The organism is Pseudomonas sp. Y5-11 (assembly GCF_022368695.1).
In the GTDB taxonomy this organism is placed as follows: domain Bacteria; phylum Pseudomonadota; class Gammaproteobacteria; order Pseudomonadales; family Pseudomonadaceae; genus Aquipseudomonas; species Aquipseudomonas parakoreensis.
The window spans coordinates 3,044,229-3,057,111 of sequence record NZ_CP058974.1 but is presented as its reverse complement, the minus strand read 5'-3'; the positions used below and the strand labels follow the sequence as shown (position 1 = coordinate 3,057,111).

The window sequence follows — 12,883 nt, the reverse complement described above, 5'->3', positions numbered from 1 at the left end:
GGGAAAAAAAGGACATTCAGGACAACCAACCGGCGACCAATTGCCGGCCCATTGGCCACAGCTGCTCACCCGCGAGCATGCCCAGCAGCCCCACCAGCGCGATGGCCGGTGGCGCCGGGGAACGGAAATCCAGCGCGCCATAGAGCAGGCCGACACCCAGACCGATGGCCAGCGAAATCAGGTAGTTCATGGAAAACTCCGCCGCGTGAAAGGAATGGGCAGAGTCTAGGGAAGGATCGGCAGAGGCGTCGGCCAAGGACTTCTGAATTTCGGCCAAAAGACCGACATCCCCCTGTAGGAGCTGCCGCAGGCTGCGATCTTTTGACTTTGATTTTGAAAACAAGAACAAAAGATCGCAGCCTGCGGCAGCTCCTACAGGGATCGGGTTCAGGCCGTGGAGAATTGCGAAGGCGCCACACCCAGTTCACGCCGGAACATGTCACTGAAACTGCTCGGCGAATACCCCAGCTCCCGAGCGATCGCATTCACCGGCACGCCCTGAATCAACTCGGCCACCGCCGTCGCCAGTTGCACCTGCCGCCGCCATTCGGCGAAGCCCATGCCAAGGCTGTCCTTGAACAACCGCGCCAGCGTGCGCACGCTGGCCCCGGCGTTTTCCGCGTGCTGCTCGAACGGAATGTCCAGCGACGGCGCCGCCATCACCGCCTGACACAGGTTCATCAGGCGCCGGTCGGAATCGTCGGGCAGCGGGATCTTCAATGCCGAGCGCCGGGCACGCTTGAGCTCCAGCAGCGCCAGCCCGACCAGGGCGTCGTAATAAGCCGGCTCGCCGCTGTCACCCTGCTCCACCAAACCGACGATCAACTCACGCAGCAGCCCACCGACCTCGATCACCTGTACCGTCGCATCCAGCGTCGCCGCCAGCCCCGGGCGCAGGTAGATATTGCGCATCTGCAAGTCCGAGACCACACGAATCCCGTGCGGCACTCCGGGCGGCAACCACACCGCGCGCTGCGGCGGCACCACCAGCGCCTCATGCGGGGTCTCGACCCACATCACCCCGCTCATCGCATACAGCAACTGCCCCCAGACATGCTCATGCGGCTCAATAAACAGACCACGCGGATAGGTACGCGCCAGCGGTTGCACCGGCACATCGGTATCCGTCAGATCGGGGGGTGCGGCGAGGGCCATGGCGAGTATTCATTGGGGTTGGCGAAAGGCGCATGGTAACCAGTCGGTCACAGCGTCGCCAACGATAGATACCGTCGGACAATCCGAGTGAATTTTCCCGACGCGCCGCGATCCTTCTAATACCACAGGGAGGAATACGGGCTTTATGAACAACGCAAAACTGTTTGTCATCGATTACACCCTTCACGGCACGCCCAAATCGTTCATTATCCGCTCGGACAAAATGGACAACGCCGAGGCGTGGCACTGGGCAAGCTGTGATGCCGGCGTGGGTCGCATCCCGCGTTTCGGCCGGGAAAAAGTGCAAAAGACCAGCAAACCGATGGCGGAGAAATTCGGCGTGGAAAACGTCACATGGCGACCGGCGAGCTAGACTCTCGCCAGGCAATGGGGACTCTTCGGGGGCGTACACAATGACCAGCATCTTCAGCCCGGCGCATCTGGATTATGGCCTGGACACCCTTTTTGGACGTATCACCAGAAGCGTGGACTGTCAGGTGGGTCTTGAGGCTGTCGAAGACGACCCCTATCGCTTCGCCCTGCGCGTACCGGCGCCGATACCGGAGGACCTCGACCAGGCGAAAACCGTGGTGGTCAGGGTCGACGGCCGGCGTCTGCAAGGCACGGTTCGCCATACCGAACGGCTGGATGATGAAAGCCTGAAACTGCAAGTGGAGCCTGATTAGGCTCCACTTTTTTTGCGCGCGGTTATTTGGGGTGGGCGCAATGACAGCCTTTGCTTGAACACTCTTCACCGCCCTTGTGGTGGTGCGCGCAAGCCTCGCAGCAATAGTGTTTGCCGTGCACGGCGTAGGCGTGTTCGCCTTCCTTGATGGTGCATTTGCAGTTGGGGCAGTCGCATTTTCTATCGGGCATGGGGGCAGACTCCTTTTTGGGTGGTTGTCTGGGCTTGTGGGATAAGCCGTAAATAGCAGTGTAGGAGCTGCCGAAGGCTGCGATCTTTTGATCTGGTGTTTTTTGCGGGATTGGGTGTATATCCGTTCGTGCTGGCGATATTGGGTGAATATCCGTTTCTTCGGGTGCTGCCGCTGGCGGTTTCGCTCTTACAGCGAGTCACCTTTTCCAAACGCCGAAAAGGTAACCCAAAAGGCTTTGCCCCGGCGTACGGCACTTCGCTTAGGCTCAGTGTTCCCTCGCTACGGTGCCCATCCGGGGGCATCGCCTACGGTTTGCTTCGCTGCACCTCCTCTCGATGTATGCGGCTTCGCCGCACGGCGCTGCGCGCCTACCCCCGGATGGACACCTCCGCTCGGCCTGCCGAAGGGGCTGAAGATCAAAAGCCACATCAAGAGCCAAAGCCAAAGCCAGAGCCAGAGCCAAAGCCAAAGCCAAAGCCAAAGCCAAAGCCAAAGCAGATCAAAAGATCGCAGCCTTCGGCAGCTCCTACATGGGATCGGGTGTTTTCAGTTAGTAATTGGTCGGCTGTCAGGCCGCCTTCGCTGGCAAGCCAGCTCCCACAATTTTATTCGTGCACACCCCCTGCGGCGAAGCCGCCCCACTCAACACGATGAGCGTTAGCTCGAGTACCGCTCTTGATCTGAGGGCCCGTCGGCAGGCTGAGTGGAGGGGTTTATCCGGGGGTGGGAGCGCAGCGACCGTTTGGCGCAGCCAAACACAGCGAGAGGAGGTGCAGCGAAGCAAACCGTAGGCGCTGTACCCCGGATGAATCCCGGAGCGAAGGAACCCGAGCCTGAGCGAGGGCCGAACGTCAGGGTAAAGCCCTTTGGTTACTTTGGGGCGTTTGCCAAAGTGACCCGCCGTCAGGGCGGAACACTAGGTGGCCGTTACCACAGCAACGGATATTCACCCAAATCTCAATCAGAACGACGAACACTGCTGCGATACATAAAAACCAAAGCCAACCCCAGACAAACCATCGCCAACACCCGAGAAGACGAAAGCTCGATCGCCGGATTCCCCAGCCAGCCAAAATTATCGATCAACATCCCCATCCCCAGTTGCCCGACGATCACCGCAACAGTCGCCACCGCCGTGCCCACGACAGGCACAGCACCGACCATGACCATCATGTAAACCACACCAAACAGCGCCCCGCAGACCTGCCACTTCGGTACATCGAGCAAACTCACCGCATGCGCCGGTTCAAAAAACACAATCAACAACCCGGTGATCACCGCCCCGACAAAAAACGTCAGCAAACTACTGCGCAACACCCCGACGCTTTCACCGAGGCGTCCATTGATCGCCGCCTGCACACTCAACACCGCGCCAGCCAACACCACCACTGCCAACAAAATAACCAGACTCATCTCTTCAACCTCGCGCAATCAGAATCAATGCCACCACAATCAACACCAACGCCAGCCAGCGCTCGGCATTGACCTTCTTGCGCGTCGCGCCGAACCAGCCGAAATGGTCGATCAGCACACTCTTGCCGACCTGCCCCGAGAGAATCGCGATCATCGTCATCGCAATCCCGATATGCGGCGTCGCCAGGGTCAACACCACCACGTACATCGGTCCCAGAAATCCTCCGATCAACTGCCAGCGCGGCAGCTCGGTCAGCGCTGGGCCTTTCTGGGGGCCGGCGAACAACAGCAGCAAAAACAGAATCGCCGAACCCACACCGAAGATGCTCAAGGTCGCCCACAGATGCCCGACTTGCTCACCCAATGGCCCAAGCAATCCGGCCTCCACCGACAGGCCCATGCCGGCCAGAATGACCAGCGGCAATAACAACAAGCGCAGCCCCGACCGGGTAGCCGGTGCCACCCCACTTACTTCATCCAGCGTTTGCATATTCAAATTCCCCTGCAAGTAAACGATGGTGCGGATTATCGGCTGGCGCCGCTGTGCGATAAATGGGAGCATCCAGACAACACTTTTGCGCAACTCGCACAACAGGACAGATTCATGCACGGGCTAAACGAACTGGGATTCAAGACGTTGAGGCTGTTTGTGGCGGTACTCGACCACGGCAGTTTCTCTGAAGTCGCCCGTCGCGAGGGCGTGGCGCCCTCTTCGATCTCGCGGCAGATCCAGTTGATGGAACAGGCGCTGAACCAGCAATTGCTCTACCGCCACACCCGTGCCGTGACGCCGACCGAGGCCGGGCGCATGCTCGGTCACCATGCGCGGCTGGTGCTGGTGCAACTGGAAGAAGCCGAACAGGCGCTGCAGGAGCAGCAAAGCGAACCCACCGGGCTGGTGCGCATCAATGCGCCGGTGGTGTTCGGCCAGCGTCACTTGACGCCGTGGCTGGGGAAATTGTGCGCGCGCTATCCGAAGCTGCAACTCGACATCCAGCAGACCGACCATTACGTCGACCCGCTGCAGGAAGGTGCCGACCTGCTGTTTCGCATCGGCCCGCTGCACGATTCAAGCATGCAGGCGCGGATTCTGGCGCCGCACAGTTTTCAGGTCGCCGCCAGTCCGGCCTATCTGCAGCGCCACGGCACCCCGCAACACCCGGAAGATCTGGCGCAGCACCAGTGTCTTGCCTACAAAGGCGCAACCGGTCAGCAGCGCTGGTTCTTTCGTCAAGGTCAGGGCGACTGGACGCCTTACTCGGTCAAAGGCCCGATCACCGGCAACCACGCCGACACTCTCACCCAGGCTGCCGAACAAGGCCTGGGCCTGGTGATGTTTCCGTCATGGCTGATTGGTGAGGCGGTGCGTGAAGGCACGCTGGTGCCGGTGTTGCGCGAATATCAGGTGTCCAACAGTCTGGAGCCACAGCAGATTGCGGTGCTGTGGCCGGGTAGCCGGCGACTGTCGGTGAAGGTGCGTACGGTGATCGACTTCTTCATCGAATGTTTCGGCGAAATCCCCTACTGGGACAGACCCTGAGCCTTACACCGCCCCTGTAGGAGCTGCCGAAGGCTGCGAACTTTTGACTTTGATCTTTTAACGCAAGATCAAAAGATCGCAGCCTCCGGCAGCTCCTACACGGTTCGGCTAAAACGTTAAATTCGGAACTGCCCCACCAGTCTGCCCAACCGCTGCCCCAGCTCCGCCAGACTGCGCGAAGTCTGCGCGCCCAACTGGGTCTCATCCGCCACGCTGTCCACCGCCACGGCGATCTGATGCACGCTGCGGTTGATCTCTTCGGCCACCGCCGTCTGCTCTTCCGCCGCACTGGCGATCTGCGCGTTCATCGAATTGATGGTCGCAATCAGCTCGGCCATCGCATCCAGCGACGCGCCAGCCTGATTGGCTTGCGCCGAGGTGCCATCGCCCGCCTCGCTGGAGCGGCGCATCGCCTCGACCGCCGACTGCGTGCCCGCCTGCAAACGATCGATCATGCCCTGAATTTCCTGGGTGCTGATCTGCGTGCGGCTGGCCAGTGCCCGCACTTCGTCCGCCACCACCGCAAAGCCACGCCCGGCCTCCCCGGCCCGCGCCGCCTCAATTGCCGCGTTCAGTGCCAGCAGGTTGGTCTGTTCGGCAATCGAGCGGATCACTCCGAGCACGCCTACAATCGACGACACGTCTTGCTGCAGGCTGTCGAGCGATACGCCGCTGCTGCGAATGTCATCCACCAGCGCATGAATCTGTTTGATGCTGCCAGCCACCACGCGCTTGGCGCTCTGGCCCTCCTCGTCGGTCTGCTGCGCGGCCACCGCGGCGTTCTGCGCGCTTTTGGCGACTTCCTGGGCGGCGGCGGACATTTCGTTGATCGCCGTGGCAACCTGATCGGTCTCGTGACGCTGACGCTCCATCGCCTGATCGGAACGCTGGGCCTGATCCGACACTTGGGTCACCAGGCCGGTCAGTTGCGTGGTCATCTCGGTGATCTGTCGCACCAGGCCGTGGATCTTGTCGACGAAGCGGTTGAACGAGCCGGCCAGTTCGCCGAGTTCATCCTGGCTGCTGATGTTCAGCCGGCGGGTCAGATCGCCCTCGCCTGCGGCGATGTCGTCGAGGTTGGCTTTCATCAGGTTCAGCGGCCGCAAAATGGTGTTGGCCAACAGCATGCCCGCTGCGGCGATCACCAACAGCACCAGAACGGCCACGCCGACGATGCTGAGAATCACGCCTTGCATACGCTCCTGCACCTGCGCCTCGACCACCGCCACTTGCGCTTCAATGCCGTCGAGGTTGACCGACGTGCCCACCGCCATGTCCCACTTTGCCAGGTATTCGGTGTAGCCGAGTTTCGGCACCAGCACGTTGGCATTGCCCGGCAGTGGCGAGCTGTATTGCAGATAGTGGGTGCCGTCCTTCGCTACGCTCACCAGGCCGCGATTGACGTAAACCCCGTTGGGGTCGCGGTTGTCCTTGAAGCTTTTGCCCACACCTTCCGGGTCATTGGCCTTGAACAGGCGCACGGTTTCGGAATCGTAGCCGAAGAAATAGCCGTCCTTGCCGTAGCGGATGCCCGACAGCAATTTGATCGCCTGCGCCCGCGCCGCGTTATCCCCGGGGGCGGCCGCGTCGTACAGCGGTTTGATCGTGGTCATCGCCACGGCGACGTAACTTTGCAGCGTGGCCTTGGCGTCGGCGAGCAGGCGTTCGCGGGTCTGATCGACCTCGGTGTGCGCCTGCTGCTGGAGGATGAACAGCGTGGTCAGGCTGATGACCAGCGCAAAGAGCAGCACCGGCAGGACGGCAAGGGACAGGACTTTGGCCTTGAGACTCAAGCGCATTGGGGGGCTCACTCTTTTGATTTTATTGGCGTGGTTAAAGGCGTTAACGGCACGCGCGAGCAAAAGTTGAACCCAAAAAAAGATCGCAGCCTTCGGCAGCTCCTACAGATATTGATGTAGGAGCTGCCGAAGGCTGCGATCTTTTGATCTTCAGCTTTTAATCAGAGGACCATCGCGGCCACCCAGCCGAACGCCAGCAACGGCAGGTTGTAGTGCAGGAAGGTCGGGACCACGGTGTCCCAGATGTGGTGATGCTGACCGTCGATGTTCAGGCCGGAAGTCGGGCCCAGCGTCGAGTCCGAGGCGGGCGAACCGGCGTCACCCAGGGCTCCGGCGGTGCCGACGATGCAGACAATCGCCAGCGGGCTGAAACCCAGTTGCACGCACAGCGGCACGAAAATCGCCGCCAGAATCGGCACGGTGGAGAACGACGAACCGATGCCCATGGTCACCAGCAGCCCCACCAGCAACATCAACAGCGCGCCGATGCCCTTGCTGTGATTGATCCACGACGCCGACGATTCGACCAGGGTCTGCACTTGCCCGGTGGCCTTCATCACTTCGGCGAACCCGGACGCGGCAATCATGATGAAACCGATCATCGCCATCATCTTCATGCCTTCGGTGAACAGGTCATCGGTCTCACGCCACTTGACGATGCCGGACACCGAGAAAATCAGGAAACCGACCAGCGCCCCGATAATCATCGAGTCCAACAGCAGTTGCACAATGAACGCCGCCGCAATCGCCACACCGGCGATCATCAGGCTCAGCGGGTTGTACTGCACGGCCACTTGCTCGACCTGCTCGATTTTCTGCAGATCATAGACGCGCTTCTTGCGGTAGCTGATGAACGCCATGGCCAGGCCGAACAGCATGCCCAGCGCCGGAATGCCCATGGCGTGGGTGACGTTGATGCCACTGATGTCGACGCCGCTGCGCGCGACGTTGGCCAGCAGGATTTCATTGAGGAAGATGTTGCCGAAGCCCACCGGCAAGAACATGTACGGAGTGATCAGGCCAAACGTCATGACGCAGGCGATCAACCGGCGATCGAGTTGCAGCTTGGTCAACACATATAACAGTGGCGGCACCAGCAGCGGAATGAACGCAATGTGGATCGGCAGAATGTTCTGCGAGGCAATCGCTACCACCCAGAGCAGGCCGATCAGCAGCCATTTGACGCTGCCGCCGCCGGTCGCGTGTTGCCGATCGACCATCGCCAGCGCCTTGTCGGCCAGCGCATGGGCCAGGCCGGACTTGGCAATCGCCACGGCGAACGCACCCAGCAATGCGTAGGACAAGGCCACGGTTGCGCCGCCACCCAGACCGCTGTTGAACGCCTTGAGCGTGGCATCGATGCCCAAACCACCGGTCAGGCCACCGACCAGCGCACCGACGATCAGGGCGATCACCACATGCACACGGGACAGGCTGAGGATCAGCATGATGCCGACCGCAGCAATCACTGCATTCATTTCATTACCTCAAAAACACGGCGATGACATCACCACCGCCAGACAGGATGAGTCCGCCAACGGTTAACCGGCGGATTGGCAAAGAGGGTCTTATTAGAAGGGCGCGCACTGTGCCGCAGAGTGGCGATGGTGTCAAAGCAACCGAATGCAACAACCGATGAACCACCCTGTAGGAGCTGCCGAAGGCTGCGATCTTTTGATCTTGTTTTTAAAAATCAAAATCAAAAGATCGCAGCCTTCGGCAGCTCCTACAGGGGATTGGTTGCATGCGGCAATCGGTCATATTGCGCTTGAACAATAAAGAAAGCCGAAACGCGGCCGTTACAGTGCAAAGTCTCAGATATTTATCGAATAAGGACGTCTCCATGTCGCTCAGACAACTTTCCATTCAATGGAAAATCACCCTGCTCGCCGGCCTGTGCCTGGCGGGCATCGTGACCCTGCTGGTGGGTCTTTCACTGTATCGCATGGAGCACAGCTCCGAGCTGGTGAAGGCGTCGAGCATGGAGATGCTGACCGAGTCGGCCCAGGCGCGCATTGAATCGCAAGGCGAAGTGCAGGCTGCCGGGATTCGCCAGCAGTTCATGGACGCCTATCAGTACGGTCACGGTTTTTCGCGTCAGGTGCTGTTCCTGCGCGAGCAGGCCGAGAAGCGCTTTCTCGACGCCTTCGACCTGCGCGAAGACATGACCCGTCAGGTCAAGTCCGCGCTGCAGGCCAATCCGGACCTGCTCGGCCTGTCGCTGGTGTTCGAAGCCAACGCGCTGGACGGCAAGGATGAGCTGTTCGCCGGTCAGGCCGAGCTGGGCAGCAACGACAAGGGCCGCTTCGCCCTCTACTGGTCGCAACCGACTCCCGGCAAAGTCACCTCGATGGCCCTGCCGGAAAGCGACATGACCGACACCAGCACCGGGCCCAGCGGTCAGGCGGCCAACGCCTGGTTCACCTGCCCGCGCACCACGCTCAAACCGTGTGTGATCGAACCGTACTTCTATGTGATCGACGGCCAGAATGTGCTGATGACCAGCATCGTCTTCCCGCTGATGGTCAACGGCAAAGTCATCGCCTCGCTGTCGGTGGACATCAACCTCAACAGCCTGCAGGCAATCAGCCAGGGCGCGAGCAAAAAACTCTACGACGGCCAGACCGCCGTGAGCATCATCAGCCCCACCGGCCTGCTCGCCGGTTACAGCCCGGACGCCAGCAAGCTGAGCAAACGTCTGGATGCCGTGGACACCGTCAGTGGCGCCGAACTGCTGCGTCAACTCGGCGCCAGCAGCAGCGTCAGCAGCCTGCACAGCAACGGCCAGTTGAAAGTGCTGTCGCCGTTCCAGCCGATCCCCGGCGGCCCGTCGTGGGGCGTGTTGCTCGACGTGCCGGAAAAGGTGCTGGTCAGCCGCGCCGAAGCACTCAAACAGCAACTGGATGCGAGCAACCACTCCGGCACCCTGATCGAACTGAGCCTCGGCGTGCTTGCGGCGCTGATCGGCCTGTTGCTGGTGTGGCTGATGGCACGCAGTGTGACCAGACCGATCCTCGGCGTGGCCAACATGCTTGAAGACATTGCCAGTGGCGAAGGCGATCTGACCCGCCGCCTGGCCTACGACAAAAAAGATGAACTCGGCCAATTGGCCGGCTGGTTCAACAAATTCCTCGACAAGTTGCAACCGATCATCGCCGAAGTGAAACGCTCGGTGCAGGACGCGCGCAACACCGCCGACCAGTCCTCGGCCATCGCGACTCAGACCAGCGCCGGCATGGAGCAGCAATACCGTCAGGTCGATCAGGTCGCCACCGCATCCCACGAAATGAGCGCCACCGCGCAGGATGTTGCGCGCAGTGCTGCGCAAGCCGCCGAAGCGGCCAAAGACGCCGACCACGCCACCCGTCAGGGCCTGACCGTGATCGACCGCACCACCGCGAGCATCGACACCCTCGCCGCCGACATGAGCGCAGCAATGGTGCAGGTCGAAGGCCTGGCCGCCAACAGCGAGAAGATCGGCACCGTGTTGGAGACCATCCGCGCCATCGCCGAACAGACCAACCTGCTGGCGCTCAACGCGGCAATCGAAGCGGCGCGTGCCGGTGAAGCCGGGCGCGGTTTTGCCGTGGTCGCCGACGAAGTGCGCAACCTCGCCCGCCGCACGCAAGAGTCGGTGGAAGAAACCCGTCAGGTCATCGAGCAACTGCAGACCGGCACCCAGGATGTGGTCGGTTCGATGGGCAACAGCCATCGTCAGGCGCAGGGCAGTGTCGAGCAGGTCGGTCAAGCGGTGACCGCACTGCGCCAGATCGGCGATGCGGTGACGGTGATCAGCGACATGAACCTGCAGATCGCCAGCGCGGCGGAAGAACAGAGCGCGGTGGCCGAGGAGATCAACAACAACGTGGCGACCATTCGCGACGTCACCGAGTCGCTGTCCGGACAGGCCAATGAGTCGGCGCGGGTCAGCCAGTCGCTGAACAGCCTGGCGAATCAGCAGCAGAGTCTGATGGATCAGTTCCGGGTCTGACTGCATCACCCTCGCCTGTAGGAGCTGCCGCAGGCTGCGATCTTTTGACTTTGATTTTTTAAAAACCAAGATCAAAAGATCGCAGCCTTCGGCAGCTCCTACAGGGGGTTTGTGGGGAACCGGGGTTAGCGTTTGGGCAACTCGATCACCACCTTCAACCCGCCCCACTCGCTCTCGCCCAGCACCAGCAACCCGCCCCACGTCTCGACAATATCCCGGACAATCCCCAGCCCCAGACCATGCCCGTCAGTCTGCTCGTCGAGCCGCGTGCCACGGCTGAACACCTGAGTGCGCTGTTCTTCGGGAATCCCCGGGCCATCGTCTTCCACGCTCAGGGCGAAGCCGTCCGTTCGTTCGATCACGCTCAGCCGCACCTCGGCATCCGCCCATTTGCAGGCGTTGTCCAACAGGTTGCCGAGCAGCTCCAGCAAGTCCTCGCGATCCCAGGGCAATTGCAGCCCCGGCGGCGCGACGTAGCTCAACGTCAGATGCTCGCCGTGAATCATGTTCAACGTCGCCAGCAGCCCCGGCAGTTCCGCATCACAATCAAACAGCGCACCGGGCAGTGCATCACCGGATAAACGTGCGCGATTGAGTTCGCGATTGAGCCGCTGTTGCACCTGCTCCAGTTGCTCCTTGAGGATCTTGCGCAGCTCTGGATGGGCGTCGAGTTTTTCGTTCGAGGCCAGACTCAGCAGCACCGCCAGCGGGGTCTTCAGCGCATGTCCCAGGTTGCCCAATGCATTGCGCGAGCGCTTGAGACTGTCTTCGGTGTGCGCCAGCAAATGGTTGATCTGCGCCACCAACGGCTCGAGCTCGACCGGCACCTGATCGTCCAGTTGCGAGCGCTGGCCCTGTTGCAACTGGGCGATCTGCTCGCGCGCGCGGTCCAGCGGCTTGAGCGCGCGACGCACCGTCAACCGTTGCAGCAGCAGAATCAGCAGCAAGCCGGCCAGGCCCAGCCCGAGGCCGATCTGGCGCATACGCTGGAAACTCTCGCGCACCGGGGTGTAATCCTGGGCGACGCTGATGGAGATTGACTGCCCCAAACGCCGATAATCCGAACGCAACACCAGCAACTGCTGACCGTCCGGCCCCAGTTGCAAATTGCTGTGCAAACCCGGGTGCTCCAGCAGTGGCAGATCCTGATCCCACAGCGAACGCGAGCGCCAGTGGCTGTCGGCAAAATCGATGCGGAAGTAATGCCCGGAAAACGGTCGCTGATAGGCCGGCGACAGGTGCCGCTCATCCAGTTGCAAACCTTGCGGGCCACGCACCAGCGCCACCAGCAGGCTTTCGCTGTCGTTGCGCAGGCCGGCTTCGAGATAACGCTGCAAACCGACTTCGAACAACCACAGGCTGGTTTGCGCCAGTACCAGGCCGACGATCACCATCACGCTGATCAAACCCAGGCTCAAACGGCGCTGGATCGACCTCACGAAGCCTGCCCGCCGAACAGGTAACCCTGGCCCCGCCGGGTTTCGATCACCGATTTGCCGAGCTTGCGCCGCAGGTGGTTGACGTGGACTTCGAGGACGTTGGAGTCACGCTCGGTCTCGCCGTCGTAGAGGTGCTCGGCGAGGTGGGTTTTCGACAGGATCTGTTCCGGGTGCAGCATGAAATAACGCAGCAGGCGGAATTCAGCGGCGGTCAGCTGAATCTCGCTGCCGTCACGAATCACGCACTGGCGACCTTCGTCCAGATGCAGGCCGGCGGCCTTGAGCGTCGGCTGGTTGGCCTGGCCCTTGGAGCGGCGCAGCAACGACTGCACGCGCAGGTGCAGCTCTTCAGGGTGAAACGGTTTGGTCAGGTAATCGTCGGCGCCGGCCTTCAGGCCTTCGATGCGCTCGGCCCAGGAATCGCGGGCGGTAAGGATCAACACCGGGGTCGACAGGCCACCGGCGCGCCATTGCGCCAGCACCTCCAGCCCGGGAACGCCAGGCAGACCAAGGTCGAGAATGATCAGGTCATACGGCTCGCTGCTGCCCTGATACACCGCATCGCGTCCGTCCGCCAGCCAGTCCACCGCGTAGCCTTGGCGCTGCAGGCCGGCGATCAATTCGTCAGCCAGCGGCACGTGGTCTTCCACCAGAAGCAAACGCATCGG

14 protein-coding genes are annotated in these 12,883 nt (G+C 61.2%); 5 read left to right on the top strand and 9 right to left on the bottom strand.

Annotated elements, in window-relative coordinates; translation table 11 throughout:
* Positions 1 to 16: 16 nt before the first annotated feature.
* Positions 17 to 190 carry a DUF1427 family protein gene (locus HXW87_RS13635; RefSeq protein ID WP_007969534.1) on the bottom strand — a complete coding sequence of 58 codons (174 nt, stop codon included), beginning with the start codon at positions 188 to 190 and terminating at the stop codon, positions 17 to 19.
* 197 nt (positions 191 to 387) lie between these two features.
* On the bottom strand, positions 388 to 1,155 hold the full coding sequence (locus HXW87_RS13630) for a helix-turn-helix transcriptional regulator (RefSeq protein WP_239779067.1): 768 nt from the start codon (positions 1,153 to 1,155) through the stop codon (positions 388 to 390).
* 145 nt (positions 1,156 to 1,300) lie between these two features.
* Here HXW87_RS13630 and HXW87_RS13625 point away from each other — a divergent pair, with 145 nt between their 5' ends.
* Positions 1,301 to 1,528, top strand: a complete 228-nt coding sequence (locus HXW87_RS13625; RefSeq protein WP_003223528.1) for a DUF6555 family protein — start codon at positions 1,301 to 1,303, stop codon at positions 1,526 to 1,528.
* A gap of 40 nt (positions 1,529 to 1,568) precedes the next feature.
* Positions 1,569 to 1,841, top strand: coding sequence for a hypothetical protein (locus HXW87_RS13620; protein WP_239779066.1), 273 nt, complete (start codon positions 1,569 to 1,571; stop codon positions 1,839 to 1,841).
* A 22-nt stretch (positions 1,842 to 1,863) separates the two neighbouring features.
* On the opposite strand, the gene HXW87_RS13615 is transcribed toward HXW87_RS13620, so the two are convergent.
* From HXW87_RS13615 to HXW87_RS13600, 3 genes are all read right to left on the bottom strand, one after another.
* A complete protein-coding gene (locus HXW87_RS13615) occupies positions 1,864 to 2,031 on the bottom strand; it encodes a metallothionein (RefSeq protein ID WP_080963240.1) in 168 nt (55 codons plus the stop codon).
* Between the two features lie 959 nt (positions 2,032 to 2,990).
* Positions 2,991 to 3,446: a DMT family transporter gene (locus HXW87_RS13605; protein ID WP_121184635.1), complete on the bottom strand. Its 456-nt coding sequence runs from the start codon at positions 3,444 to 3,446 to the stop codon at positions 2,991 to 2,993.
* Between the two features lie 4 nt (positions 3,447 to 3,450).
* A complete protein-coding gene (locus HXW87_RS13600) occupies positions 3,451 to 3,936 on the bottom strand; it encodes a DMT family transporter (protein WP_086794869.1) in 486 nt (161 codons plus the stop codon).
* 114 nt (positions 3,937 to 4,050) lie between these two features.
* Between HXW87_RS13600 and HXW87_RS13595 the strand changes: the two genes are divergently transcribed.
* Positions 4,051 to 4,986, top strand: a complete 936-nt coding sequence (locus tag HXW87_RS13595) for a LysR family transcriptional regulator (RefSeq protein WP_047295132.1) — start codon at positions 4,051 to 4,053, stop codon at positions 4,984 to 4,986.
* A gap of 116 nt (positions 4,987 to 5,102) precedes the next feature.
* Here HXW87_RS13595 and HXW87_RS13590 read toward each other — a convergent pair whose 3' ends face one another.
* Positions 5,103 to 6,785 (bottom strand): methyl-accepting chemotaxis protein, encoded by a 1,683-nt coding sequence (locus HXW87_RS13590; protein ID WP_239779065.1) that lies wholly within the window; start codon positions 6,783 to 6,785, stop codon positions 5,103 to 5,105.
* A 161-nt stretch (positions 6,786 to 6,946) separates the two neighbouring features.
* Entirely contained in the window at positions 6,947 to 8,263 is a 1,317-nt protein-coding gene (locus HXW87_RS13585) for a Na+/H+ antiporter NhaC family protein (protein WP_041070854.1), read from the bottom strand.
* A 145-nt stretch (positions 8,264 to 8,408) separates the two neighbouring features.
* Here HXW87_RS13585 and HXW87_RS13580 point away from each other — a divergent pair, with 145 nt between their 5' ends.
* On the top strand, positions 8,409 to 8,564 hold the full coding sequence (locus HXW87_RS13580) for a hypothetical protein (protein WP_236170371.1): 156 nt from the start codon (positions 8,409 to 8,411) through the stop codon (positions 8,562 to 8,564).
* 64 nt (positions 8,565 to 8,628) lie between these two features.
* Complete coding sequence (locus tag HXW87_RS13575) at positions 8,629 to 10,776, top strand: methyl-accepting chemotaxis protein (RefSeq protein WP_239779064.1); 2,148 nt, start codon at positions 8,629 to 8,631, stop codon at positions 10,774 to 10,776.
* A 125-nt stretch (positions 10,777 to 10,901) separates the two neighbouring features.
* Here HXW87_RS13575 and HXW87_RS13570 read toward each other — a convergent pair whose 3' ends face one another.
* Together HXW87_RS13570 and HXW87_RS13565 are read right to left on the bottom strand one after the other, a co-directional pair.
* Positions 10,902 to 12,215 carry a sensor histidine kinase gene (locus HXW87_RS13570; RefSeq protein ID WP_239779063.1) on the bottom strand — a complete coding sequence of 438 codons (1,314 nt, stop codon included), beginning with the start codon at positions 12,213 to 12,215 and terminating at the stop codon, positions 10,902 to 10,904.
* Positions 12,212 to 12,880, bottom strand: a complete 669-nt coding sequence (locus tag HXW87_RS13565) for a response regulator transcription factor (protein WP_041070845.1) — start codon at positions 12,878 to 12,880, stop codon at positions 12,212 to 12,214. The genes HXW87_RS13570 and HXW87_RS13565 overlap by 4 nt, the downstream gene beginning before the upstream one ends.
* Between the last annotated feature and the right edge of the window lie 3 nt (positions 12,881 to 12,883).

What these genes read in the sequence shown, in the direction of transcription:
- HXW87_RS13635 (WP_007969534.1), bottom strand. Translation starts at nt 190, where the DNA reads ATGAACTACCTGATTTCGCTGGCCATCGGTCTGGGTGTCGGCCTGCTC.
- HXW87_RS13630 (WP_239779067.1), bottom strand. Translation starts at nt 1,155, where the DNA reads ATGGCCCTCGCCGCACCCCCCGATCTGACGGATACCGATGTGCCGGTG.
- HXW87_RS13625 (WP_003223528.1), top strand. Translation starts at nt 1,301, where the DNA reads ATGAACAACGCAAAACTGTTTGTCATCGATTACACCCTTCACGGCACG.
- HXW87_RS13620 (WP_239779066.1), top strand. Translation starts at nt 1,569, where the DNA reads ATGACCAGCATCTTCAGCCCGGCGCATCTGGATTATGGCCTGGACACC.
- HXW87_RS13615 (WP_080963240.1), bottom strand. Translation starts at nt 2,031, where the DNA reads ATGCCCGATAGAAAATGCGACTGCCCCAACTGCAAATGCACCATCAAG.
- HXW87_RS13605 (WP_121184635.1), bottom strand. Translation starts at nt 3,446, where the DNA reads ATGAGTCTGGTTATTTTGTTGGCAGTGGTGGTGTTGGCTGGCGCGGTG.
- HXW87_RS13600 (WP_086794869.1), bottom strand. Translation starts at nt 3,936, where the DNA reads ATGCAAACGCTGGATGAAGTAAGTGGGGTGGCACCGGCTACCCGGTCG.
- HXW87_RS13595 (WP_047295132.1), top strand. Translation starts at nt 4,051, where the DNA reads ATGCACGGGCTAAACGAACTGGGATTCAAGACGTTGAGGCTGTTTGTG.
- HXW87_RS13590 (WP_239779065.1), bottom strand. Translation starts at nt 6,785, where the DNA reads ATGCGCTTGAGTCTCAAGGCCAAAGTCCTGTCCCTTGCCGTCCTGCCG.
- HXW87_RS13585 (WP_041070854.1), bottom strand. Translation starts at nt 8,263, where the DNA reads ATGAATGCAGTGATTGCTGCGGTCGGCATCATGCTGATCCTCAGCCTG.
- HXW87_RS13580 (WP_236170371.1), top strand. Translation starts at nt 8,409, where the DNA reads ATGCAACAACCGATGAACCACCCTGTAGGAGCTGCCGAAGGCTGCGAT.
- HXW87_RS13575 (WP_239779064.1), top strand. Translation starts at nt 8,629, where the DNA reads ATGTCGCTCAGACAACTTTCCATTCAATGGAAAATCACCCTGCTCGCC.
- HXW87_RS13565 (WP_041070845.1), bottom strand. Translation starts at nt 12,880, where the DNA reads ATGCGTTTGCTTCTGGTGGAAGACCACGTGCCGCTGGCTGACGAATTG.